This window comes from Pseudomonas sp. HS-18 (assembly GCF_020401845.1).
Classification (GTDB): Bacteria; Pseudomonadota; Gammaproteobacteria; order Pseudomonadales; family Pseudomonadaceae; genus Pseudomonas; species Pseudomonas nitroreducens.
Map to the genome: position 1 here is coordinate 4058034 of NZ_CP084413.1, position 22464 is coordinate 4080497.

The following is a 22464-nucleotide window of genomic DNA, read 5'->3' on the forward strand; positions in this document are numbered from 1 at the left end:
TCACTGGCGATGCAGCAGGCGCGGATTGGTAACGATGGACAGCACGTCGGCGAGCAGATTGATGCCGATGTAGACCACCGCGAAGATGCAGCAACAGGCCTGGACCACCATGACGTCGCGCTTGATCACCGAGTCCACCATCAGTTGCCCGAGGCCGGGGTAGACGAACACCACCTCGACCACCACCACGCCGGTGATCAGGTACGCGAGGTTCACCGCAATGACATTGACGATGGGCGCCCAGGCGTTGGGCAACGCGTGGCGCAGGACGATCTTCAGCCGCGACAGGCCCTTGAGCCGGGCCATCTCGATGTAGGGCAGCTGCAGCAGGTCGAGCACCGCGATGCGCGTCATGCGCATCATGTGGGCGGTGATCACCAGGGTCAGCGTGAGCGCCGGCAGGAAGGCCGCCTGCAGGTGCTCGAGCAGGCTTGCCGAGGCCGGTACGTCGGCGATGGAAGGAAACAGCGGGTGCTTCACCGCCAGCCAGAGGATCAGGATGTAGCCGATGAAGAACTCCGGCAGCGACACCGCCGCCAGGGAGACGATGTTCACCACCCGGTCATAGAACGAGTCCTTGTAGAGCGCCGCGAACAGCCCCAGCAGCAGCGCCAGCGGCACCGCGATCAGTGCCGTGTAGCCGGCCAGGAACAGCGTGTTCAGCAGGCGCTGGCCGATCAGTTCGGACACCGCCCGGCCGTTGGACAGCGAGGTGCCGAAGTCGCCCTGCAGGCTGCCCAGCAGCCAGTGCAGGTAGCGGCTCAGCGCGGGCTGGTCCAGCCCCAGCTCGTGGCGCAGGGCATGCAGCGCCTCGGGCGTGGCGGACTGGCCGAGCAGCTTCTGCGCCATGTCGCCGGGCAGCAGCTGCACCGCCGCGAAGATGAGTGCGGAGACGCCCAACAGGGTCAGGGCTCCGAGAAGAATGCGCCGCAAGAGAATGGGATAAATCAGAGCCATGGTATCGACCTGCTGATCGGTTGGGCAGTTGTTGTTCTTATGGTTCTGGGCGGTTACGGGGAGGGTTGGGCAGTGCCCACCCTCCTCCGGCGTATCGGCAGGCGTTAGTGCGAGGCCTTGTCCAGGAAGGCTTTCAGGTGGGGCACCACCTGGTCGCTCGCTTCGATCAGGATGGCGTGCTTGAGGTCCGGCAGTACCACCAGCTGCGAGTGCGGCAACGCCTCGGCGATCTGCCGGTTCAGGCCCGGATTGCAGCCGCCGTCGAACTCGCCGGTGAGCACCAGGCACGGTTGCTTCACTTCATGCAGCCAGGGCGCCATCTCGGTCTCCGCGTAGATGTGGAAGACGTTGAGGAACACCTCGGCCGGCGTGTCCATCACCTGCTGCTTGCGCCATTCGATGACCTCCGGATGCGTCGCGCAGAAGTTCTCGGTGAACCAGCGCTGGGTCAGGGTATCCAGCACCGGGCCGATGCCCTTTTCTTCCATGGCGCGGACCACCTTGCGCACGTTCTCGCTGTCCTGCGGCGAGCGGAATGCCGCGGTGGACAGCAGCCCGACGCTCAGCACGTGCTGCGGATACTTGTGCGCATAGGCGGGGCCGATCATCCCGCCGAGAGAATGGCCGATGATGTGCATCTGCTCGATGCCCAGCCGCGCGCGCAGCGCTTCGAGGTCCTCGACCAGTTCTTCCAGGCCGAAGTCCTCGGTCGGCAGCGGCGACTCGCCGTGGCCGCGCAGGTCGTAGCGGATGCAGGTGAAGCTGTCCTTCAGCGCCTCGGTAACCTTGTCCCAGCCGGTCTTGCGCGCGCCGATGCCGTGCACCATCACCAGGGCGGGGCCCTGCCCGTCCACCACATAGGCGCAATCGATTGCCTTGCTCATCACGCGCCTCCTCAGCCCTGGACCTTTGCTTCTGCGATGATCTCTGCGTAGCTGCGGCCGCCTACGCCCCAGTCGGCCGGGTCCACCTCCTTGAGCAGGATGGTGACCGCCTGGGCCTTGCCGCCGCAGACCTGGAGGTAGGTGTCGGTCAGCGCCTGGATCAGCTCGCGCTTCTTTTCAGGGGTGCGTCCGGGGAAGAGTTCTACGGTAAGCAGGGGCATCAGCCGGTCCTCTTGTTCAGGTTGGGTTGGTTCGAGCGGGAACTGAAGTGCGGAATGACCTGCTCGCCGAAGCGCCGCATCATGTCCAGGCTGTCTTCCTGGGACTGGCCGAAGTTGGCGGTCATGATCACTTCGTCGATACCGGCCTCGGCATAGGCGGAAAGCTGATCGATCATCTGCTCGCGGGTGCAGATGAGCAGGTTCCTGCCCAGCTCCTCGATGGACTGCTGGCGTGGCAGCGCCTCGATGCCACCGCCATGGACGATGCCCGGCCCGGTGAACACGTTGTCGAAACGCCGGTAGTACTCGTAGGCCAGTTGCAGCTTCTCGCGGGCGTCGGCTTCATCGCGGGCGAGATAGGTCGCGCGCTGCAGCGACAGCCGGGCGCGCCTGGCGGATTTCGCTTTCGCCTCGGCTTTGCCACGGCGAAAGGCGTTGACCTGGTCCAGCAGCATCCGGTGGTCGCCGCTCAGCGGCGTGGTCTGCACCGAGAAGCCCTGGCGCGCGCAGGCCTGGATGCCCTCGGGCGCCATGCTCGCCACCACCAGCGGAATTTCCCGCTCGGGGCGCGGCATCACGGTCAGCGGGCCGAACTGGTAGTACTTGCCGTCCCAGCTCACTTCCTTGCGCGTCAGCAGGGCCTGCAGCACGGCCAGGGATTCGTCGAAGCGCTCGCGGGTCTCGCTCATCGGCACGCCGAGCATCTCGATCTCGTACTTGAAGGCGCCGCGCCCCACGCCCAGCACCAGCCGGCCGTCGCACAGGGCATCGGCCTGCACCACTTCGCCGGCGAATACCCGCATGTCGCGGATCGGCAGCACGGCGATGGAGGTAGCCAATTCGATGTGCCGGGTGACCGCGGCGATCTTCACCGCCATCTGCAGCGGCGAGGGCACCAGCAGGATGTTGATCAGGTGGTGCTCGGGGATGGAGATGCCGGCATAGCCGACCTCTTCCGCCACCACGGCCTGCTCGACCATGTGCTCGTAGAGCTGTTTGCCGGAGGCATCCGGATCGGGCAGGTAGGAGCTGAGGAAATGGTTGAATTCCATGTTGTTGTCCACTCGGTGGTCTTAGTGTTTCCAGTCCAGCCAATGCACGGGCTTGCCCGCGATGCCGGCAATTCGTCCGCCATCGGCAGTGTCGCAGTAGATGCCGAAGCTGTCGGCCTGCCGCTCGCTGAAGAAGCGGTGGAGCATGCTGATGCAGTAGTCGCCGCGGACCAGCAGCCAGGGCTCGTCCTCGGCACGGAAGACACGCACTTCCCGCCCGGCGTCGCTGGCCAGCGCCAGTTCGGCGCTGGCGTCCGCGCGAAAAATCAGGCGGGTGAAGTCGTCGCCCGCCTCCTCGAACATCGAGTAGATGAACGACACCTCGCCCACCAGGCCGACCCGGCGGAAGACCTCATCGATGACCGCCTTCTGGCTCACCCCGGCCCGCCAGAACACCTCCGGGATGCTCCAGTGCTCCTGGCCCGGCTCGCGCACCAGCAGCACACCGTTGTCGCGGGCGATCAGGCACCCGACCTTGAGCGCACTGCCGCGCTCCACCTGGATGGCCTTGGCGCCTTCGGCGAAGTCGATGTAGCTGCCGCGGAAGTAGCCCAGCGGGCTGCCGACGCTGCTGCGGTAGCGCTGCACCTCGCCGATCAGGATCACGTGGTCACCCGCTTCCACCAGGCTGTGGCGCCGGCAGCTGAGCACGCTCAGGCTGTCGGCCAGGCACGGCACGTCGGCCTCGCAGGACAACAGCTCGACCCCGGCGAACTTGTCGGCCGAGCGCCCGGCGAAGCGGTTCGACAGGTCGCGCTGCCAGTCGCCGAGGATGTTGACGGCGAAGCGTTCGGCCGCACTGAAGACCACCAGGCTGCCGGCGCTTTTCGCAATGCACACCAGCACCAGTGCCGGGCTCAGCGAGACCGACGTGAAGGAGTTCGCCGTGAAGCCGCGGGGCGTTCCGTCGGCCTCGCGGGTGGTGACGATGGTGACGCCGGTCATGAAGGTGCCGAAGACGTTGCGCAGGCTGCGCGTGTCGTCCGCGCTGACCGAATGCCAGTCGAGGTTGCTCATCCCGTTCTCCCGCTTCACGCCAGCGACCAGCGCTCGATGGCGCGCATGCCGTCCAGGGCCATGTCGCCGGCCACGGTCGGCGACGTCACCACATCGTTGCCCATGCCCATGATGTGGTTCATGAACATCGGTACCACGGTGGCGCCCTCGTCGTGCAGCATCGCCTGCATGTCCCAGTAGATGGCCTTGCGCCGGGCCTCGTCGAGCTCGGAGCGGGCCTGCAGCATCAGTTTGTCGAAGCGCTCGTTGTTCCACTGGGTGTCGCCCCAGGAAGCGCCGCTGGCGTAGATCTGGCTGAAGATCCAGTCCGGCGTGGCGCGGCCGGTCCAGTAGCACATGCACATCGGCTTCTTCGACCAGACGTTGATCCAGTAACCGTCGTTGGATTCGCGCACCACCTTGAGGTTGATGCCGGCCTTGCGCGCGCTTTCCTCGAACAGCACGCCGGCATCCACCGCCCCGGCGAAGGCCGCGTCGGCGGCACTGATGCTGATATCCAGGCTGTCCAGCCCGGCCTGCTTGAGGTAGAAGCGCGCCTTGTCGGGGTCGTACTGGCGCTGGGCGAGCTCGCTGTTGAAGTACTTCTGCTGGCGGCCGATGGGGTGGTCGTTGCCAACGCTGCCGTGGCCGCGCAGGATCGACTTCACCCACTGTTCGCGGTCCACTGCGTGCTTGAGCGCCAGGCGCACGTTGTTGTCCTGGAACGGGCTGACCTTGGCGATCATCGGCATGGTCGCGTGGTTCAGGCCGGTGACCTCGGCGATGCGTACCTTGTTGCTGCGCTGCAGCAGCGACAAGGTCTTGATCTCCACGCGGTTGATGACGTTGACCTTGCCGGTGAGCAGCGCGTTCTGGCGCGCCACGGAGTCGGCGATGGCGATCAGCTCTGCCTCCTCGACGTGCGCCCGGCCCGGCTTCCAGTAGTTGGGATTGCGCACTACGAAGGCACGGACACCGGGGTTGTACTCCTTGAGCATGTAGCCGCCGGTGCCCACGCCGGAGCGCCAGTCCACCTGGCCGTCAGCGCCACGCGGCAGGATGCTCAGGTGGTAGTCGCTCATCAGCACGGGAAAGTCGGCGTTGCCGTCCTTGAGGCTGATGCGCACCGTCGAGTCATCGACCGCCTTCACTTCGTCGATCTGCGAGACGATCGATTTGGACAGGGACTTGGAGCCGTCCTTGCGGTGGTAGTCGAGCGTGGCCACCACGTCATCGGCGACGAAGGGCTTGCCGTTGTGGAACTGCACGCCACTGCGCAGCTTGAAGGTCCAGACCCTGGCGTCCGGCGAGGACTCCCAGGACTCGGCCAGTTCGGGAATGGCGTTGCCGCTGCTGTCGATCTCCACCAGGTTGCCGCGCAGCGCCTGGCTCAGCAGCATCATGAAGTCGTCTTCGGCCAGGCCCGGATCCAGGCTGTCGGTGGTCGACGCGCCGGCCAGGCCGAATACCAGTCGCCCGCCCTTCTTCGGCTCGGCGAATGCCGGCAGCGGCAAGCCGCCCAGCAGCACGCCGGCCCACAAAAGCCCCATCGTCCCTTTCACCAGGTCACGACGGGTTACGCCGGAGGATGGCTCCCCAGGTTGCTTTTCCTTCATCCCACACCTCGCAAGACACTTGAGTTTTGTACGACCGTACAGGCCTGAAGCGAAGTTGGGCCTGGGGTCTTCTGTTTGTTTTTATCCACTCAACGCGACTGCCCCGGAGACTTCTATCGAATCACTTTTGTACAGTCGTACAGATTATTAGCAACAAGAAATCCGCCATGCAAGAATTTTCTGTACAGACGTACAAAAGAATCTCGCAGGGCTTCAGTTTCAAGGGAGAGCAAAGCGCGGCCGAGGGTGGCCGCAGGGGAGGAAAAAGGCAGGAAGTACTGGCGCCCTGGAGGGCAGAGCGCCATGGAACCTGACAGCAACCTGCAGCAGGTTCAGGGCCGTGACGACGGCCCTGCTCTCACTGCCCTGCCGTTGGCTTCCAGTCCAGCAGATGATGGGTGAAACCGTAGCTGGCCGACTGGTAATAGCTGATCGCACGCGCCACCAGCGGGTCGTCCGCCTGCGCCGTCACTTCCGTGCTCGCCCCCAGGGCCTGGTTGTGCCGGCGCAGTTCGCCGCGCGGGCTGAGGATCGCCAGGTCCCGGCCGTCGAACAGGCCCAGGTGCTGGTAGTTGCCAATCACCACGCGCGGTGGCAAGGCGTTCGGCACCATCAGGTTGCGGCCGTAGAAGGTCGAGGTGTAGCTCAGGTTGAGGATCGACAGCAGGCTCGGTGCGAGGTCCAGCTGGCTGGCCAGCTCCGGGCGTTCCCCGGCTGGCAGCAACTTGGGCGCGTAAATGAACAGCGGGATCTGGTAGTTCGCCACGGGCAGGTCTTCCTTGCCGGCGCTGCCCGCGGTGTGGTCGGCGACGAACACGAACAGGGTGTTGTCGAACCACGATTTGCCCTTCACCGCCTTGAGGAACTGGCCGATGGCGTAGTCGGTGTACTTCACCGCGCCGTCACGCCCCTCGCCCGAGGGGATGTCGATGCGATCGGCCGGGTAAGTGTAGGGGCGGTGGTTCGAGGTGGTCATCAGTTGCAGCAGGAAGGGCTGCTGGCGCGCGTGGTCTTCGTCCGCGACCTTGATCGCCTGGGCGTAGAGATCTTCGTCGCTCATGCCCCAGGCGTTCTTGAAGTGGATGTCCGACTCCTGGACGCTGGACTGGTCGACGATGCGATAACCATTACCGCCGAAGAAGGCGTTCATGTTGTCGAAATAGCCGCGACCGCCATACAGAAACACGGCGTCATAGCCGACGTTCTTCAACTGCTGACCGAGGCTGGCGAAACCGCTCTCGCGGCCGACACGCTTGACGATGGAGCGACCCGGGGTGGGCGGGATCGACAAGGTGATGGCTTCCAGGCCACGGTCGGTACGGGTGCCGGTGGCGTAGAAGTTGTTGAAGTAGAGGCTGTTGCGACGCAGCTCATCCAGGTTGGGCGTGAGGTCGCGCTCGTCGCCGTTGCTGCCCAGGTACTTGGCGCTCAGGCTCTCGATGGTCACCAGGACGATGTTGTAGCGCTTGGGCGCCCCTTCGCTGGCGATGCTCCGGCGGATGTCCATCGGCCCGGTGCCGGTGAAGCGCGCATTGGGCTCGGCCAGTTCCGAGCGGATGCGCTGCGTGACCTGCTCGGGCGGCAGGGTCGCGTAGAACTGCGGATAGTCCAGCTCGTTGTTTCGGAACGCAGCGAAGAACTGGTACGGCCCGTTGCTCGCCAGCTCGCGGGCGTAGGTATTGCCATCCTGGCCGCGCGGGGCATCCTGGTCGACCAGGACACCGGCCGCCAGCGCCATCGCCACCAGGCCGGCGCAACCCAGCAGGCGGCGCGACAGCGGCGGCACCTCGGCGTCACGCAGGCGACCCAGGACCTTGAACAGCGCGAGGGTCACGCTCAGCGAAAGCAGCGCCAGGATGCTCAGCCACAGGCCGATGGGATAGGACTCGAGGATGTTGTTCAGCACCTCGTCGGAATACACCAGGTAGTCGACTGCGATGAAGTTGAAGCGCACCCCGAACTCGTCCCAGAACAGCCACTCGGCCACCGCCGTGAAGAGCATCACGTAGACGCTGGTGAACAGCATCGCCGCCAGCAGCCAGCGCCAACTGGCGCTGCGCCAGACCCGCGCGGGCATCAGCAGGAGGACTACACCCATCGGCAACAGGGCGTAGACCAGGAAGCTGAGGTCGTAGAGCAGGCCAATGGCGAAGACCGCCACATGGGCCGCGCCCACCTCGGGCAGATGGCCGACCAGGAGGGCCGATCGGGTCAGGAAGAAGACGATCAGCCAGAGCAAGGCGACCAGCGCCAGGAAGCGCGTCGGAGCCGAGCGGAAGAGTTGCATGGGGTGTCCTTGTAGAAGTCTTTCCTGCGCAGCACAACGCGGCGCAAGTCGGCGCCGGTGCCGGCATCCGGGCGGGACACTACAAGGGGGAAGGAAAAGAAATCGTCAAAATAAGCTGCGGGATTCGTGAATTGTCCAGGATCCGGAACCGCTCGCCTGAATGCCCGGGCAACAGCTCACGAAAAATCCTCCTCCACGTCTTTTTCACATGTCCTTGACGAGACCTTGATCGCTCGATTCGACAATGGACAGTAACTGACGAGTCCCTATCCATGAACGATCCCCAGCGCCTGTTCACCCCCTCCTCCCGACACCAGACCGATGCCCCCGCCCGCGGTTCGTCCGGCGGCGGACTCTGTCAGCGGATTCGCCAGTGGCGGGAGAAGCGTCTGCTGCGCCTGGCCCTGCGCATGGCCGAGGAGCCCATCCTGATGCTGGAAGTCTCGCAGTCGCCCGGCGCCTCCTGGCCCGTGCTGCTGGAACACAGCAACCGCATCATCGTCGCGACCTGCCCGTCGGGCGACTCGCTGGCCGACGCCCACCGCAAGCTGCCCGAAGCGATGAAACGGCGGATCCGCGACCTGCCGGCGCCGCTGGAGGGCGCAGAACTGCGCAAGGGCTCGGTCGATTGCCTGCTGCTGCCGGAAATCCCCCGGACCGCCTGCAACAGCCGCAACGTCCGCTTGCTGAACCAATGGATTCCGGTGACGCGCGACAGCGTGATCCTGTTCGCCCGCATCGGCCATTCGAATTCGCTCGACGACACACAGCCCTGCCCCTGCGGCTCGGACCCGCACCCCATCGGCCCCGACTTCGCCAATGCGCGCGCCCTGGAACGTGAATTCCAGCGCCTGGGTTTCTCCCAGATCCACCATTGCAACGTGATCCCCGGCGTGGATGGGGTACGCATCTACGTCCTGCGCAAGTAAGCCCTCTCGCCCTCCCCGGGCAGACCTGCACTTCGCCGCGGCCCTGGTTCTCCGCCGGCAGGTCATTCCACGCTGACGACCGGCCCGGGCCGTGCCATCATCCGGATTTCGCTCCCACCTCCGGATTTCCCATGCCGCTGACCCTGCTGCTGCGCTGCCACGACCTGGAACTCACCCGCGAGCATTACCGCGACGTGCTCGGCTTTGCCGTGACCGACTCCGCCGAGGGGACGCTCACCGTGCAGCTGGAAGACTGCCGCCTGCTGTTCACCGCGCAGGACCTGTGGGGCAGCGAGGCAGGTTGTTCCGGCACCCTCTACCTGCAACTGGCCGACATCCAGCGCTACTACGACGCGGTAAAGGAGCGGGCGCAGATCGCCTGGCCCCTGCAGGACATGCCCTACGGCTCGCGGGAATTCGGCGTGCGCGACTGCAACGGCTACCACCTCGCCTTCGCCCAGCACAGCGCAGCCTGAACGGGGCCAGCCGACCGAGACAAGGCGCTGGTGTTCGATGCGCAGGCGCCGGGACGCCAAAGCCAGCGGGGGGATGTGGCGGCGACACTGTTCGGGCCTCGTGGATCACCGCCAGCAAAATACCGGGCGCCCGCGACCTTGCATCCCGCGTCACACCGTGACGACTATCTTGCCCACCTGCTGGTTGGCTTCCAGGAAGCGATGGGCGTCCTGGATCTGCTCCAGCGGGAAGGTCCGCGCGATCACCGGGCGCAGCGCACCGGACTCCAGCCCCTTGACGATGAATGCCTTGGCGCGCTGCAGCGCCGCCGGGTCGGCGACGATCTCGGCGTACAGGTAACCCTTCAGCGTCAGGCTCCTGCCCAGCACGGTGAACAGGGGGAACGGCGTCGGTTCAGGGCTCAGCGCACCGTATTCGAGGAGGATGCCGCCGCGGGCCATGGCCTGGGTGAGCACCTCGAAACCGGGACCACCGATAGGGTCGAACACCACGCGGGCGCCCTGCCCGTCGGTCAGCGCCATGACCTTCTCGACGATATTTTCATCGTCGCTGACGATCACGTGATCGGCACCCGCCTCCAGCAGCGCCTGTTTTTTCGCCTGGGTGCGGGTGACGGCAATGGAGGTGGCGCCCACCATGCGGGCGATCTGGAAAGCGGCGAGGCCGACACTGCTGGACGCGGCGGTGGCCAGCACGAACTCGCCCTTCGACAGCTTCGCCTGCTCCACCAGCGCACCCCAGGCAGTGACGTACTGCATCCAGGACGCGGCGGCCTGTTCGAAGCTGAGGTTCTGCGGATGCTTCACCACCAGGTACGCCGGCACGTTGGCCACTTCGCCGTAGGTGCCCCAGCGGGCGATATCCAGCGGCGGGATCAGGCTCACCGCATCGCCCACCTGGACATTCTTCACGGCACTCCCCACGGCGCTCACCACACCAGCGGCCTCGTAGCCCAGGCGGCTGGGGAACTCGGCTTCCTGCAGGTAAGCGTGGTTGCGGAACATCACTTCGGCGCGGTTCAGGCCGAAGGCCCTGACCGCGATCTGTACCTCGTCCGCCGCTGGCGCGGGCACGTCCACCGCCTCCAGTTTCAGGACGCTGGCGTCACCGTATTGGTGGATTCTGACAATGCGGGCCATGACAACCTCTCTTCAGCGGGCCGGGACAAAGGCGCCGGCCGGAATGGGAGTGTAGGAAATCCGTGCGGGGTCGCCCGACCATTCGGACCGGGCGCGTCATCCGGCTGGCCAAGGGCGAGCGAAAAGCCGCAGACTGCTCGTCCGCACACAGGACCTCGACATGGATAGCCTGCCCACCCTGCGTACCGAGCGTCTGCTGCTCACGCCCCTGCAACTGGCGGATGCCGACGCCATCCAGCACCTTTTCCCGCACTGGGAGGTGGTGCGTTATCTGGATAGCCGCGTGCCCTGGCCCTATCCCGATGACGGTGCCTTGACCTACGTGCGCGACCTGGCGCTGCCGGCAATGGCGCGCGGCGAGGAGTGGCACTGGATGATCCGCCTGGCCAGCGCACCCGGCGACGCCATCGGCAGCATTTCCCTCTTCGACCAACCCGGCAATCACCGGGGGTTCTGGCTCGCGCCGAGGTGGCAAGGCCGGGGTTACATGACCGAGGTCTGCGAAGCGGTCACCCGCTACTGGTTCCTGACCCTGGAGCGGCCGCTCATGCAGGTGCCCAAGGCCATCGTCAACCAGGGCTCGCGGCGCATTTCCGAACGCGAAGGCATGCGCTGCATCGACAGCAGCGAAGGCCATTTCGTCAGCGGCGTGCTGCCGCGGGAAACCTGGGAGCTGACCCGCGAAGAATGGCTGGCACGCCATGCAGCCGACTGAACGGGCCTGGCAAGGCGAGCTGTGGCTGGGCGCGGACTTCTGCCTGGTCGCCGGCACCACCGGCCACGCCCGCCCACACGCGCACTACGCGCATCAGCTGCTGATGGCTCGCGCAGACGAGGTGCAGGCGCTGGTGGACGAGCAACCGCAGCGAGAGTCGCTGCTGGTCATTCCGTCGAACCGGCGCCATGCCATCCAGGCCAGCGAGCAGCCCGTCATCACCCTCTTCGCCGAACCGCTGGCTTTCGAACTGGCCGACCTGGAGCGCGTCTGCCGAGCCACCGGGCCGGACCTGCCAGCGCTCGCCGCGCAACTGCAAGCCCTGCCTCGCCGTGCACTCGACCCGCGCCTGGGCAAGGCCCTGCAACGCATCCGCGCCCTGGACGATGGTGCCCTGCCCGCCCAGGAGCTGGCCGAAGAAGCCGCGCTATCGTTGAGCCAACTGGAGCGGCTGTTCAGCGGCACACTGGGGCTATCGGTACGTCGCCTGGTGCTCTGGCAGCGGCTGCGCCAGGCGCTGCGTCTGGCCATGGCCGGCGACAGCCTGACCAGCGCCGCCATTGCGGCGGGCTTCGCCGACTCCGCGCACTTCTCCCGCAGCGTGCGCAGCCAGTTCGGCATTCGCGCCGACCTGACGCTGCGCCAACTGAAGCTGCGGCTACTCGACTAGCGCACGGCGCAGCTCTGCCGGCAATGGTGCCGGCGGGTGCGCTGCATCGGCGCGGCGGAACGGTTCGGCGAGCTGCGCGAAGTACGCCTGCGGGTAGTCCGGCCGGTCGCCGATGCCCAGGTCGTCCTCTGCCAACTCATAGCCGGGCAGGTACAGCGCGGTACCCAGCAGGCGGTCCCAGAAGCTGAAGAACAGCGCGAAGTTGACGTCGCCCGCAGTGCCGTACTTCAGGTGATGCAGGCGGTGCAACGGCGCCCAGGCGAACACATGGCGCAGCACACCGATACGCATGTCGACGTTGCTGTGCTGCAGCAGCAACTGGATGGCGATGACGAAGGCCAGCAACGCCGCAACCTCCACGGGAACACCGAGCAACAGCAGTGGCAGCGTGCCGCCCAGGGCTTCGAGCATCTGGTGCAGCGGGTGCTTCATCAGGCCGTTGAAGCCGTACATGCGCGTCACGCTGTGGTGCACCGCGTGCAGACGCCAGAGCAGCGCGGAACGGTGGCTGGCGTAGTGCACCAGGGTGATGCCGAAGTCAGCCATCAGCAGCGCCGCCAGCAATTGCAGCACCAGCGGCCAATCGCTTGGCCACAACCCGAAATGCGGTAGCCACAGGGCCAGCAGAGGAATCGCGGCAATGCCCAGCGCGTTCAGCGTCTCGTTGACCAGCGCATGGATCAGGTCGCGGGCGCCATCGCCGTGACTCTCGTTCCAGCCCGCTCGATGCGGCCAGAATCGCTCGGCAAGAAAGGCCAGCAGAATCGCCAGCGGCAACAGCGCCGGCAGACAGAGCAGCGAAACGCCTTCACCGACCAGGTACAGGGCCAGGCCGATGAAGCCGAAGAAGAACGCGGGGGCGTAGAGGTGTCGCATGGGGCAACTCCGGTGCAATGGGAGTCACCAGTGTTCCCGTTGCCGCATCACCGGCGCTTGAACAATCCGCGCATCTCGCCGGCTCAACGCCGCCAGGCGCACCCCAACGCACTGAGCGCCAGTATCAGCGCCGCTCCGGCGTAGGCCCAGATCGCCGGCACCTGCGGCAGCAGCACGCCGGCAAGGATCGGCCCGAGCCCGGCGCCGATATCTCGCCAGACCGCATTGCCGGCCAGCGCCTGGATGCGCGCCTGCGGGTTGCGCTGCGCCACCAGCGTCACCACCAGCGGCAGTTGCAGCGCGCGCAACACCAGCACGAAGAAGGCGCCGACGAACAGCCAGTAGCTGCCGAACATCAGCAGCGCCAGCGAGGTGGCCAGCGACAGGATCACCAGCATGCGTAGCGCGCCGAAGCGGTCCGCCAGTCGCCCGCCGAAGGGGCTGAAGAGCATCTCGCTGAGATAACGCACCGCCATCAGGATGCCCGCCACCAGCACGCCGGTGCCGCCCAGGTGGGTCTGTGCGTAGAGCGACAGGCCGAAGATGAACAGGCCGTCCAGCGTCACGCCTTCGATGAAGGACCAGGTGGCGATGCTGTCCGGCAGGCGCAGGCGGCGACCGTTGCTGACGGGAATCTCGTGCCCCGTGGCCGGCAGCGCGCGGGCGCGCCAGAGACCGCACAGGGCAGCCACGCAGAGCACGAAGAACACGCTGCGCGGCCCGAAGGCCTGGGCCATCACCGCCCCCAGCGGCAGGGCCAGCATCGGCCCGATGGACAAGGTTGCCCGCGAGCGCCCGGCGCGCCGTGCAGCGCCTTGAGCCTCAGCGGTGGCGAGGGTCTGGGTGCTGAGGTTGAAGGTGGCGAAACACAGGCCCCAGACCAGGCGAAACACCAGCAATGTGGCAAACCCGGAGAGCGTCGCCGAGGCCAGCGCGCAGGCTGCCGTCGCCAGCGCCGCCAGGCTGCAGGCGGCACGGTCGCCATGGCGAGCGTAGAAACGCACCACCCAGCCGTAGCCGACGATGCGCACCAGGCGATTGGCCGCCAGCAGGATGCCCGCTTCCACCAGGGTCACGCCGAAGTCCGCCGCGTACATCGGCAGCAACAGGTAGAGCAGCACGTCGGCGGGCAGGCACAGGCCGAGCACCTGGGCGGAGTTGCGCGAATCTCGATCGGCGAGGCGCAGCAGCGCCTGCTCGGCAGCGGACGACATGACAGTCTCGTGACGGCGACGGGGCCCGCAGGATAACCCGGCCCCCGGCCCGCAAGACAAGCCTTACGCCCGCCCCGGCGGCTGTGCTATCGCGCGAGTGTGCGCAGGAAGGAGGCGATCACCTGGCTGCTGCGGCGCTCGGCCAGGTAGTACAGGTAGGTCTCGGTGAACACCGGGTCGCCGATGATGCGGATGGCCTTCAGGCGAGGATCGGCGATGTACTCCGCCTCGGACACCACGCCGATGCCGATGCCACGGATCACCGCCTCGCGCAGCGCTTCGCGGCTGCCGATCTCCATGGCGATGCGCGGTGTGACATCCGCCGCTTCGAGCACCCGCTCCAGGGCGACGCGGGTGGTCGAACCCTGCTCGCGACGCAGCAGCGGCTGGCCCTGCAGCGCCTGCACCGGCACCGCGTCGTGGCGGGCAAAGGGGTGTTCGGCGTGGGCGAAGAGGATCACCGGGTGCCGCGCATACAACTCGGCGACGAAGGCGGGATCGTCATGCAGCCCGGCCAGCACGCCGACATCGGTCACGTAGTTCTCCAGGTCGGCGAGCACCGACGCCGAGTTGCCGATACGGATCGATACGTCGATCTGCGGATAGTCCCGGCGATAGCGGTCGACCATCTCGATCACATGGAACGGCCCCACCGCGCCGACCTTCAGCTGGCCGCGATTGAGCTGGCCGGAATCGCGCAGCAGGTTGGTCGCCTCGGATTCGAGCATCGACATCTGCTGGGCAATCGGCAGCAAGGCGCGGCCCACGGCGGTCAGCTCGATGCGACGGCCACGGCGGTGGAACAGCTCGACGTTGAACTCGCGCTCCAGGCCCTGGATCTGCGTGGTCGCCGTCGGCTGGCTGAGGCCGATGGCCCGTGCGCCGGCGCTGAAGCTGGCGTGGCGGGCGACGGCGAGGAAGGTACGCAGGCGGGCGGTGGACATCCATAGCTCCTATCAATGGATTTGCGTGCAAACCCATATTGATCTGATGGCGTGACTGTCACATGACAGCCCTAGCTTTGGCGCTACCGAACACAACCTCCGGGTAACGCCATGACTTCGCTGACCAGACTGTTCCGCTTCGCCGTGCTGCCGCTCGCCTTCGCCTCCGCCCTGCTCTCGACTGCCCAGGCGCAGGACGCCCTCACCGTCCGCCTGATCCCCTCCGAGGATTCCCAGGCGATGATCAAGAGCAGCCAACTGGTGCTCGACCAGCTGCAGGAACGCCTGGGCATGCCGGTGAAGCCTTTCGTGGCCACCGACTACAACGGCGTGATCGAAGCCCTGCGCGCCGGCAAGCTGGATGTCGCCTACCTCGGGCCGTTCTCCTACGTGCTGGCGAACCAGGTGGCCGGCGCCGACGCCTTCGCCGTGGCGGTGACCAAGAAGACCGGCAGCAGCGCCTACCACAGCCTGATCATCGCCCGTAAGGACAGCGGCATCCGCAGCCTGGACGACCTCAAGGGCCACACCTTCGCCTTCGTCGACCCCAGCTCGGCCTCCGGCCACCTGTTCCCCAAGGCCGGCCTGGAGCAATCCGGGCATGACCCGAAGGCGCTGTTCTCGCGGGTGATCTTCTCCGGCTCCCACGACGCCAGCATCCTCGCCGTGGAGAACCGCAAGGTGGATGCCGCCGCCGTGGCCGACCGCATCCTCGCCGGCGCGATCAGCGCCGGCCAGGTGCAGCAGGATGACTTCCAGGTCGTCTGGACATCCGACGACATCCCCGAGTCGCCCATGGTCTGGCGCAAGGACCTCGACCCGGAACTGCAGAAGAAACTGGTCGACGCGTTCGCCTCGATCAAGGACGTGCCGTGGGGCGACCAGGGCCTACTCAATGGCTTCCAGCACACCAACGACGCCGCCTACAACGTCGTGCGCGACACCGCCAAGGTGCTCGATCTCGACCTGCGGAGCCTGAAATGATCCGCGTCGCCCAACTGACCAAGTGCTACGGCGACAACCCGGTGCTGCGCGGGATCGACCTGAGCATCGAGGCCGGCGAGTTCGTGGTGATCCTCGGCCAGTCCGGCGCCGGCAAGTCCACCCTGCTGCGCTGCATGAACCGCCTGGCGCAGGCCGACAGCGGTACGCTGCAGGTCGCCGGGGTCGATGCGCTGCTGCCCCGCGACCAGCGCGAACTGCGCCGCCGGGTGGCGATGATCTTCCAGCAGCACAACGTGGTGCCGCGCCTGTCGGTGCTGAAGAACGTGCTCACCGGGCGCCTGGGCTGCGTCGGCACCCTCGCCTCGGTACTGCAACTGTTCAGCCGCGAAGACATCGCCCTGGCCCGCGAATGCCTGCGCCGGGTAGAGCTGGAACACAAGGCCGATGCGCGCACCGATTCGCTGTCCGGCGGGCAGATGCAGCGCGTCGGCATCGCCCGCGCGCTGGCCCAGCGGCCGCAGGTGATCCTCGCCGACGAACCGGTGGCGAGCCTCGACCCGAAGACCGCGCAGCTGGTCATGCACTACCTGCGCGAAGCCACCCGCACCCTGGGCATCACGGTGGTGTGCAACCTGCACCAGGTGGACCTGGCACGCGAGTTCGGCGACCGCATCGTCGGCCTGGCCAACGGCCGCGTGGTCTTCGACGGCAGCGCCGGGGAACTGGATGAATCGGCCCTGCAGCGGATCTACCAGCAACGCCCAAGCGGCGAGGCGACCGCCTACCAGGCGGCGGCTCGCGCGGTGTACACCAGCGGCACAGGAGTCGGCGCATGAACCTGCGAAGCCATCAGTGGATGGTCGAGACACCACACAGCAAGCGCGGCTGGCTGACCACCGGCGCCGCCGTTCTGGCGGTGATCTACCTGCTGCACTGGAGCGCCGAGGGCGCGCAGCTGAGCTGGAGCGAACTGGCCAGCGGCCTGCCGCAGATCGGCGACTTCCTCAGTCGCTCGCTGCCGCCGGACCTGAGCATCCTCCCCAGCCTCTGGCGCCCGGCGCTGGAAACCCTGCAGATCGCCCTCTGGGGCACGCTGCTGGGCATCGTCCTGGCGGTGCCGCTGGGTTTCCTCGCCGCGCGCAACCTGCACGGCAACCGCTGGCTGTACCTGGGCACGCGGCAATTGCTCAACGTCATCCGCAGCATCAACGAGTTGATCCTCGCCCTGGTGTTCGTCTCGGCAGTCGGCCTCGGCCCCTTCCCCGGCGTACTGGCCCTGGCGCTGCACGGCGTGGGCATGCTCGGCAAGTTCTTCGCCGAGAGCATCGAGGAAATCGACCAGGGCCCTATCGAAGCCTTGCAGGCCACCGGCGCGCGGCCGTTGCAGGTGATCGCCTTCGGCGTGCTGCCGCAGGTGATCACGGCCTGGATCGCCGTGGTGCTCTACCGCTTCGAGGTCAACCTGCGCTCGGCCACCGTGCTCGGCATGGTCGGCGCCGGCGGCCTGGGCTTCGAACTGGTCAGCAGCCTGAAGCTGTTCAAGTACCCGGAGACCGCGACCTGCATCCTCGTCATCACCGTCATGGTGGTGCTCGCCGACCTGCTCTCCAACCGCCTGCGCCACGCCATCCAGGGCAACGGCCGGCACTGACCCGCCCTCCTCTTCAACCCTGCCGCGTGCGCCCCCGGGCGCGCGCCGGGCAGGCTCATGCCTGGAGTTTTGCCAGATGTCCGCACCCGCCGTTATCGGTCAGGCCGATGCCCACCTGCGATCAATCGATTGGAACGAAACCGACGAGGCCCGGAGCATGGCCGCACGTTCAAACAACAACAAGGAACTGCCCATGCCTGCCCGATTCCACAATCCGGTCGCCACCGTTTTCGGCGGTGGCAGCCTGGAGCGCATCGCCGACCTGTGCCAAGGCAAGGTCGCCCTGGTGACCTTCCCCGAAGCCGCGCAACTGGGGCTGATCGAACGCGTCCGCCACCTGCTGGGCGACCGCCTCGCCTACGTCATCGACGACGTGCAACCCAACCCCGACGTAGCCTGGCTGCGCGACGTGCACGAGCGCTTCTGGCGTGAAGCGGGCGACTGCACCACGGTGTTCGCCCTCGGCGGCGGCAGCGCCATCGACACCGCCAAGGCACTGGTCGTCGGCACCGGGTCCGGGCGCTTCGACGAACTGCTCGACCTGCTGGCCGCCGGCAAGCCCTTCGTCCCGGCACGACACAAGACACTGGTCGCCGCGCCGACCACCGCCGGCACCGGCAGCGAAGTGACGCCCTGGGCGACCATCTGGGACGCGCAGCAACAGAAGAAGTACTCCCTGCACCTGGATTGCACCTGGCCGCAGGTGGCGCTGATCGACCCGGACCTGATGCTCAGCGTGCCCGCCGGGGTCACCGTGTCCACCGGGCTGGACGCGTTGTCCCACGCACTGGAATCGATCTGGAACCACAACGCCAACCCGATCTCCGACACCTTCGCCATCTCTGCCATCGAAGACATCCTCGACTGCCTGCCGCGCCTGCAGCAGGACCTCGGCAACCGTGAACTGCGCTCGCGCATGGCGCTGGCCGCGCTGAAGGCCGGTATGGCCTTCTCCAACACCAAGACCGCGCTGGCCCACTCCATCTCCTACGAGATGACCCTGCGCCACGGCCTGCCCCATGGCATCGCCTGCTCGTTCACCCTGCCGCTGGTGCTGGGCCTGGCCTGGGGTCGCGACGCCGACCGCGACCGCGTGCTGCAGCGCGTCTTCGGCAGCGACCTGAAGGGCGCCCAAAAGCGCCTGCGTGAATTCCTCCATCGCCTCGGGGTCAAGACCGAGTTCGGCGACTACGGGGTGACCGCAGCCGAAGCCGAAGCGATGATCGACTTCGCCATGCAGGGCGCCCGCGGCCGCAACTTCATCGGCTCGCAAGCCGCCTGAGGTCGTCCTTTACCGGGCGGCCCTGGCTGCCGCCTTTTCCTGTTGCACCGAAAACCTATTGCACCGAAGAAGAGTGCCGACACGCCGAGCCTTGCGCCGGCGCGAGCGAACAAGAAGGAAAACAACCATGAACCGTGCACAAACCCTGCCTGGCCTTGAGTCATCCGTGTCGCCCTTCCGCGTGGCGCAGTGGCGCATGCTGCTCGCCGCGATGTTCTGCTACCTGTTCTTCTATACCGGCCGCCAGACGTTCGGCTTTGCCATCCCCGGTATCCAGGCCGAGTTCGGCCTGAGCAAGGAAACCCTCGGCTGGGCCTCCAGCGCCATGCTCTGGATGTACGCCATCGGCCAGGCCATCAACGGCAACCTCGCCGACAAGTTCGGCGGCCGGCGCATCATGAGCCTGGGCGCGGTGCTGTCCTGCGGCGCCAACTGGGTCACCAGTTTCGCCGGCGGCTTCGCCAGCCTGATCCTGCCGTGGGGCATCAACGGCTACTTCCAGGCCCTGGGCTGGGCGCCGGGCAGCCGCCTGCTGTCGAACTGGTGGAGCGCCGCCGAGCGCGGCAAGGTCTACGGCTTCTACGTGTTCGCCGCCGGCTGCGCCTCGGTGCTGTCGTACGTCACCTCGGTGGTGGTGATCGACGTGTTGCACCTGGAGTGGCGCTGGATCTTCCGCCTGCCGGTGCTGCTGATGCTCGCCGGCGGCATCGTGTTCTATCTGGTGGCACGGGAACGCCCACAGGACATGGGCTTCGAAGCGCTGGCCGACACCGGCGTGGCGAATGCCGAGGACCGCTCCAGCGAAGCGACCCACGGTGAAGAGGAAAGCTCGACGCAGCGCTACCTGGCGGTGCTGAAGAACCCGCGCCTGCTGGTCGCTGCGCTGTCGCTGGGCTTCCAGAACGCTGCGCGCTACGGGCTGATCGTCTGGGTGCCGGTGCACTTCCTCGGCGCCGACTGGCAGAAGGGCCAGAGCTTCATCGACCCGAAGTGGATCACCATCGCCCTGCCGGTCGGCATGGCCGTCGGCGCACTGAGCAATGGCTGGGTGTCCGACCGCCTGTTCGGCAGCAAGCGCTACCGCGCGATCATGCTCTACATGGTGCTCGGCGCCCTCACCAGCCTGTGGATGTGGAGCCTGCCGGCGCACAGCAGCATCGGCCTGCTCGCGCTGTTCCTCTGCGGCTTCTTCGTCTACGGCCCGGCGTCGAGCTTCTGGGCGCTCTGCCCGGACCTGGTCGGCGCGCGCCGCGCCGGTACCGCCACCGGGATCATGAACTTCTCCTCCTACCTCTTCGCGGGTCTGGCCGAACCCCTGATCGGTCGCATGCTGGACACGACGGGCAATACTTCGCTGATCTTCATCGTGGTCACCACGGCCTGCGTGTGCAGCGCGGTGGTCGCCCTGTTCGTCCGGCGCTGAGGGCACGGCAATGAGCCAGGCCTTCCTCACAGAGAGACCTCATGTACCAGTACCACAAGTGGTTGCGCTCCTTTCACGCCGTGGCCCGCACCGGCAGCTTCACCCAGGCCGCGGCGCTGCTCAGCGTCGGCCAGCCGACCATCAGCGAGCAGGTCAGCGGCCTGGAGAAGCGCTTCAGCGTGGAGCTGTTCCATCGACGCGGGCGCTTCATCGAGCTGAGCCCGGCCGGCGAGCAGCTCTACGCGATCACCCAGGGCCTGTTCGGCCAGGAGGACGAAGCCTTGCAACTGCTGCAGAGCTTCCAGCAGCGCAAGCAGGGCATGTTGCGCATCGGCGCGGTGTCGCCGCCGATCGCCATGAGCCTGACCTACGCACTGATGCAGCGTTACCCGCACATCGAACTGGAGACCTCCTTCACCAGCGAGGCCGGCACCCTGGAGCGGCTGTACAACTTCGATATCGACGTGGCGATCCTCGCCCTCTCGGAGTTCGACCAGCGCCTGAGCACGCAGCTCTACCGCACCTGCCCGATCCTCGCGGTGGTACGCGACGACCACCCCTGGGCGCAGCAGGAATCGGTCAGCGTGCAGGAGATCGCCAGCCAGCGCGTGGTGTTGCGCGAGCCGGCCTCGCGCACCCGCCAGTTGGTCGAGGAAGGCTGCCGGCAACATGGCGTGGAGCTGGACTGCGCGATGCAGCTGAACAGCCGCGAGGCCATCGTCCATGCGGTGGTGCACGGCATCGGCGTGGGCTTCGTCTCGGCGGTGGAATACGCCGACCGGCCCGGCACGCGCTCCATCGCCTTCGCCGAGGACCCGTTCCACATCGACTACTACCTGTGCTGCCTGGGCATCCGCCGCAAGCGGCCGATCATCGCCGAGCTGTTCGACTCCACGGCCTGATTTTCCACCCGAACACCCCGTGACACCGCGAGCCTGCCATGACGCCGGGCGGGCCGCGCTCATCCTGCCTTTCACCAAGAATCCCCTCACAGGAGCACCGCCATGCACTACCAGCAACCCCAGCAACTGCAAGCCGCCATCCTCGACTGGGCCGGCACCGTGGTCGACTTCGGCTCCTTCGCGCCGACCCAGATCTTCGTCGAGGCCTTCGCCGAGTTCGGCGTACAGGTCAGCCTGGAAGAAGCCCGCGGCCCGATGGGCATGGGCAAGTGGGACCACATCCGCACCCTGTGCGACATCCCCGCCATCGGCGAACGCTACCGTACGGCCTTCGGTCATCTGCCCACCGACGACGATGTCACCGCCATCTACGAACGCTTCATGCCGCTGCAGATCGAGAAGATCGCCGAGCATTCGGCGCTGATTCCCGGTGCGCTCGATGCCATCGCCGACCTGCGCAGGAGCGGGCTGAAGATCGGTTCCTGTTCCGGCTACCCGGCGGTGGTGATGGAGAAGGTCGTGGCGTTGGCCAAGACCAACGGCTATGTCGCCGACCATGTGGTTGCCACCGACGAAGTGCCCAACGGCCGCCCGTACCCGGCACAGGCGCTGGCCAACGTGATCGCCCTGGGGATCAACGATGTCGCGGCCTGCGTGAAGGTCGACGACACCTGGCCGGGCATCCTCGAAGGCCGCAGCGCCGGCATGTGGACCGTGGCGCTGACCTGCTCGGGCAACGCCCTGGGCCTGACCTACGAGCAGTACAAGGCGCTGCCGGCGGAAAAGCTTGAGCAGGAACGCCGCCGCATCGGCCAGATGTTCGAGGGCTCGCGGCCGCATTACCTGATCGACACCATCGCCGAACTGCCGGCGGTGATCGCCGATATCAATGCGCGCCTGGCGCGGGGCGAGATGCCGCAGAGCAGCTGATCCCGAGCGAGAACGAAGAAGGCCCGCCTGATGCGGGCCTTCTACTTTCTGTAGGAGCGAGCTTGCTCGCGAACATCGCCGCGGGGAATCGGTTCGCCAGCAAGCTCGCTCCTATATAAGGATCGGCCATGCATCCCGTGATATCACGGCAATAGCACTTCAGACCGTTCGTCAGGCCTCTGTAAACATTCGGAACAAAATTTCCGTCCTTCATCTCGAACCGTCGGAGCTGTCATATCCGCGTTACACATCCGACAGCGGTGTATCAACGGATTTACAGCGATTAGAACGGATTCACGGTCGGATTCAGGACTTTTCGTCATAATTCGACGAGTTATTGCAAGATATTTCACA

Annotated in this window: 22 protein-coding genes; 11 read left to right on the forward strand and 11 right to left on the reverse strand. The window is 66.4% G+C overall.

Translation table 11 applies throughout. The annotated features are described in order from the left end of the window. The 7 genes from LDJ84_RS18785 to LDJ84_RS18815 all read right to left on the reverse strand — a co-directional run bounded on the left by LDJ84_RS18785 (position 1) and on the right by LDJ84_RS18815 (position 8013). Positions 1-957 carry an ABC transporter permease gene (locus LDJ84_RS18785; RefSeq protein WP_037015601.1) on the reverse strand — a complete coding sequence of 319 codons (957 nt, stop codon included), beginning with the start codon at positions 955-957 and terminating at the stop codon, positions 1-3. Positions 958-1061: 104 nt separating this feature from the next. Further along, complete coding sequence (locus LDJ84_RS18790) at positions 1062-1841, reverse strand: alpha/beta fold hydrolase (protein WP_226045245.1); 780 nt, start codon at positions 1839-1841, stop codon at positions 1062-1064. An 11-nt stretch (positions 1842-1852) separates the two neighbouring features. Next, complete coding sequence (locus LDJ84_RS18795) at positions 1853-2062, reverse strand: tautomerase family protein (RefSeq protein ID WP_226045246.1); 210 nt, start codon at positions 2060-2062, stop codon at positions 1853-1855. Further along, positions 2062-3114, reverse strand: coding sequence for an LLM class flavin-dependent oxidoreductase (locus tag LDJ84_RS18800; RefSeq protein ID WP_226045247.1), 1053 nt, complete (start codon positions 3112-3114; stop codon positions 2062-2064). The genes LDJ84_RS18795 and LDJ84_RS18800 overlap by 1 nt, the downstream gene beginning before the upstream one ends. Before the next feature lie 21 nt (positions 3115-3135). Continuing rightward, the gene (locus LDJ84_RS18805) at positions 3136-4131 is read right to left on the reverse strand and encodes a flavin reductase (protein WP_084357277.1); all 996 of its coding nucleotides are present in this window, start codon (positions 4129-4131) and stop codon (positions 3136-3138) included. 14 nt (positions 4132-4145) lie between these two features. Next, positions 4146-5660, reverse strand: a complete 1515-nt coding sequence (locus LDJ84_RS18810; protein ID WP_226045248.1) for an ABC transporter substrate-binding protein — start codon at positions 5658-5660, stop codon at positions 4146-4148. 424 nt (positions 5661-6084) lie between these two features. Beyond that, complete coding sequence (locus LDJ84_RS18815) at positions 6085-8013, reverse strand: LTA synthase family protein (protein ID WP_226045249.1); 1929 nt, start codon at positions 8011-8013, stop codon at positions 6085-6087. 272 nt (positions 8014-8285) lie between these two features. Here LDJ84_RS18815 and LDJ84_RS18820 point away from each other — a divergent pair, with 272 nt between their 5' ends. Both LDJ84_RS18820 and LDJ84_RS18825 read left to right on the forward strand, forming a co-directional pair. Continuing rightward, complete coding sequence (locus tag LDJ84_RS18820; protein WP_037015613.1) at positions 8286-8942, forward strand: hypothetical protein; 657 nt, start codon at positions 8286-8288, stop codon at positions 8940-8942. Between the two features lie 131 nt (positions 8943-9073). Continuing rightward, positions 9074-9418 (forward strand): VOC family protein, encoded by a 345-nt coding sequence (locus LDJ84_RS18825; RefSeq protein ID WP_024763498.1) that lies wholly within the window; start codon positions 9074-9076, stop codon positions 9416-9418. 150 nt (positions 9419-9568) lie between these two features. Here LDJ84_RS18825 and LDJ84_RS18830 read toward each other — a convergent pair whose 3' ends face one another. Beyond that, positions 9569-10558, reverse strand: a complete 990-nt coding sequence (locus LDJ84_RS18830; RefSeq protein WP_226045250.1) for a zinc-dependent alcohol dehydrogenase family protein — start codon at positions 10556-10558, stop codon at positions 9569-9571. 160 nt (positions 10559-10718) lie between these two features. Here LDJ84_RS18830 and LDJ84_RS18835 point away from each other — a divergent pair, with 160 nt between their 5' ends. Both LDJ84_RS18835 and LDJ84_RS18840 read left to right on the forward strand, forming a co-directional pair. After that, positions 10719-11273: a GNAT family N-acetyltransferase gene (locus LDJ84_RS18835; protein ID WP_226045251.1), complete on the forward strand. Its 555-nt coding sequence runs from the start codon at positions 10719-10721 to the stop codon at positions 11271-11273. Then, positions 11260-11943, forward strand: a complete 684-nt coding sequence (locus LDJ84_RS18840; RefSeq protein ID WP_226045252.1) for a helix-turn-helix domain-containing protein — start codon at positions 11260-11262, stop codon at positions 11941-11943. Before LDJ84_RS18835 ends, LDJ84_RS18840 begins: the two co-directional genes overlap by 14 nt. Here the strand turns inward: LDJ84_RS18840 and LDJ84_RS18845 are convergent. The 3 genes from LDJ84_RS18845 to LDJ84_RS18855 all read right to left on the reverse strand — a co-directional run bounded on the left by LDJ84_RS18845 (position 11932) and on the right by LDJ84_RS18855 (position 14977). Beyond that, entirely contained in the window at positions 11932-12819 is an 888-nt protein-coding gene (locus tag LDJ84_RS18845; protein ID WP_226045253.1) for a sterol desaturase family protein, read from the reverse strand. The genes LDJ84_RS18840 and LDJ84_RS18845 overlap by 12 nt on opposite strands. 83 nt (positions 12820-12902) lie before the next feature. After that, on the reverse strand, positions 12903-14033 hold the full coding sequence (locus LDJ84_RS18850; protein ID WP_226045254.1) for an MFS transporter: 1131 nt from the start codon (positions 14031-14033) through the stop codon (positions 12903-12905). Between the two features lie 86 nt (positions 14034-14119). Continuing rightward, a complete protein-coding gene (locus tag LDJ84_RS18855; protein WP_037015629.1) occupies positions 14120-14977 on the reverse strand; it encodes a LysR substrate-binding domain-containing protein in 858 nt (285 codons plus the stop codon). Between the two features lie 111 nt (positions 14978-15088). Here LDJ84_RS18855 and phnD point away from each other — a divergent pair, with 111 nt between their 5' ends. The 7 genes from phnD to phnX all read left to right on the forward strand — a co-directional run bounded on the left by phnD (position 15089) and on the right by phnX (position 22110). Continuing rightward, positions 15089-15961 (forward strand): phosphonate ABC transporter substrate-binding protein, encoded by an 873-nt coding sequence (phnD, locus tag LDJ84_RS18860; RefSeq protein WP_226045255.1) that lies wholly within the window; start codon positions 15089-15091, stop codon positions 15959-15961. Continuing rightward, positions 15958-16758 (forward strand): phosphonate ABC transporter ATP-binding protein, encoded by an 801-nt coding sequence (gene phnC / locus LDJ84_RS18865; RefSeq protein ID WP_226045256.1) that lies wholly within the window; start codon positions 15958-15960, stop codon positions 16756-16758. The genes phnD and phnC overlap by 4 nt, the downstream gene beginning before the upstream one ends. Then, positions 16755-17573, forward strand: a complete 819-nt coding sequence (gene phnE / locus LDJ84_RS18870; protein WP_024763507.1) for a phosphonate ABC transporter, permease protein PhnE — start codon at positions 16755-16757, stop codon at positions 17571-17573. Before phnC ends, phnE begins: the two co-directional genes overlap by 4 nt. 193 nt (positions 17574-17766) lie before the next feature. Then, the gene (gene psrA / locus LDJ84_RS18875) at positions 17767-18855 is read left to right on the forward strand and encodes an iron-containing alcohol dehydrogenase PsrA (RefSeq protein ID WP_226046602.1); all 1089 of its coding nucleotides are present in this window, start codon (positions 17767-17769) and stop codon (positions 18853-18855) included. Positions 18856-18982: 127 nt separating this feature from the next. Next, positions 18983-20278, forward strand: coding sequence for an MFS transporter (locus LDJ84_RS18880; protein WP_226045257.1), 1296 nt, complete (start codon positions 18983-18985; stop codon positions 20276-20278). Between the two features lie 41 nt (positions 20279-20319). Continuing rightward, on the forward strand, positions 20320-21180 hold the full coding sequence (locus LDJ84_RS18885) for a LysR substrate-binding domain-containing protein (protein WP_024763510.1): 861 nt from the start codon (positions 20320-20322) through the stop codon (positions 21178-21180). Positions 21181-21282: 102 nt separating this feature from the next. Next, positions 21283-22110, forward strand: coding sequence for a phosphonoacetaldehyde hydrolase (phnX, locus tag LDJ84_RS18890; RefSeq protein WP_024763511.1), 828 nt, complete (start codon positions 21283-21285; stop codon positions 22108-22110). Positions 22111-22464 lie beyond the last annotated feature (354 nt).

What these genes read in the sequence shown, in the direction of transcription:
- LDJ84_RS18785 (WP_037015601.1), bottom strand. Translation starts at nt 957, where the DNA reads ATGGCTCTGATTTATCCCATTCTCTTGCGGCGCATTCTTCTCGGAGCC.
- LDJ84_RS18790 (WP_226045245.1), bottom strand. Translation starts at nt 1,841, where the DNA reads ATGAGCAAGGCAATCGATTGCGCCTATGTGGTGGACGGGCAGGGCCCC.
- LDJ84_RS18795 (WP_226045246.1), bottom strand. Translation starts at nt 2,062, where the DNA reads ATGCCCCTGCTTACCGTAGAACTCTTCCCCGGACGCACCCCTGAAAAG.
- LDJ84_RS18800 (WP_226045247.1), bottom strand. Translation starts at nt 3,114, where the DNA reads ATGGAATTCAACCATTTCCTCAGCTCCTACCTGCCCGATCCGGATGCC.
- LDJ84_RS18805 (WP_084357277.1), bottom strand. Translation starts at nt 4,131, where the DNA reads ATGAGCAACCTCGACTGGCATTCGGTCAGCGCGGACGACACGCGCAGC.
- LDJ84_RS18810 (WP_226045248.1), bottom strand. Translation starts at nt 5,660, where the DNA reads ATGGGGCTTTTGTGGGCCGGCGTGCTGCTGGGCGGCTTGCCGCTGCCG.
- LDJ84_RS18815 (WP_226045249.1), bottom strand. Translation starts at nt 8,013, where the DNA reads ATGCAACTCTTCCGCTCGGCTCCGACGCGCTTCCTGGCGCTGGTCGCC.
- LDJ84_RS18820 (WP_037015613.1), top strand. Translation starts at nt 8,286, where the DNA reads ATGAACGATCCCCAGCGCCTGTTCACCCCCTCCTCCCGACACCAGACC.
- LDJ84_RS18825 (WP_024763498.1), top strand. Translation starts at nt 9,074, where the DNA reads ATGCCGCTGACCCTGCTGCTGCGCTGCCACGACCTGGAACTCACCCGC.
- LDJ84_RS18830 (WP_226045250.1), bottom strand. Translation starts at nt 10,558, where the DNA reads ATGGCCCGCATTGTCAGAATCCACCAATACGGTGACGCCAGCGTCCTG.
- LDJ84_RS18835 (WP_226045251.1), top strand. Translation starts at nt 10,719, where the DNA reads ATGGATAGCCTGCCCACCCTGCGTACCGAGCGTCTGCTGCTCACGCCC.
- LDJ84_RS18840 (WP_226045252.1), top strand. Translation starts at nt 11,260, where the DNA reads ATGCAGCCGACTGAACGGGCCTGGCAAGGCGAGCTGTGGCTGGGCGCG.
- LDJ84_RS18845 (WP_226045253.1), bottom strand. Translation starts at nt 12,819, where the DNA reads ATGCGACACCTCTACGCCCCCGCGTTCTTCTTCGGCTTCATCGGCCTG.
- LDJ84_RS18850 (WP_226045254.1), bottom strand. Translation starts at nt 14,033, where the DNA reads ATGTCGTCCGCTGCCGAGCAGGCGCTGCTGCGCCTCGCCGATCGAGAT.
- LDJ84_RS18855 (WP_037015629.1), bottom strand. Translation starts at nt 14,977, where the DNA reads ATGTCCACCGCCCGCCTGCGTACCTTCCTCGCCGTCGCCCGCCACGCC.
- phnD (WP_226045255.1), top strand. Translation starts at nt 15,089, where the DNA reads ATGACTTCGCTGACCAGACTGTTCCGCTTCGCCGTGCTGCCGCTCGCC.
- phnC (WP_226045256.1), top strand. Translation starts at nt 15,958, where the DNA reads ATGATCCGCGTCGCCCAACTGACCAAGTGCTACGGCGACAACCCGGTG.
- phnE (WP_024763507.1), top strand. Translation starts at nt 16,755, where the DNA reads ATGAACCTGCGAAGCCATCAGTGGATGGTCGAGACACCACACAGCAAG.
- psrA (WP_226046602.1), top strand. Translation starts at nt 17,767, where the DNA reads ATGCCTGCCCGATTCCACAATCCGGTCGCCACCGTTTTCGGCGGTGGC.
- LDJ84_RS18880 (WP_226045257.1), top strand. Translation starts at nt 18,983, where the DNA reads ATGAACCGTGCACAAACCCTGCCTGGCCTTGAGTCATCCGTGTCGCCC.
- LDJ84_RS18885 (WP_024763510.1), top strand. Translation starts at nt 20,320, where the DNA reads ATGTACCAGTACCACAAGTGGTTGCGCTCCTTTCACGCCGTGGCCCGC.
- phnX (WP_024763511.1), top strand. Translation starts at nt 21,283, where the DNA reads ATGCACTACCAGCAACCCCAGCAACTGCAAGCCGCCATCCTCGACTGG.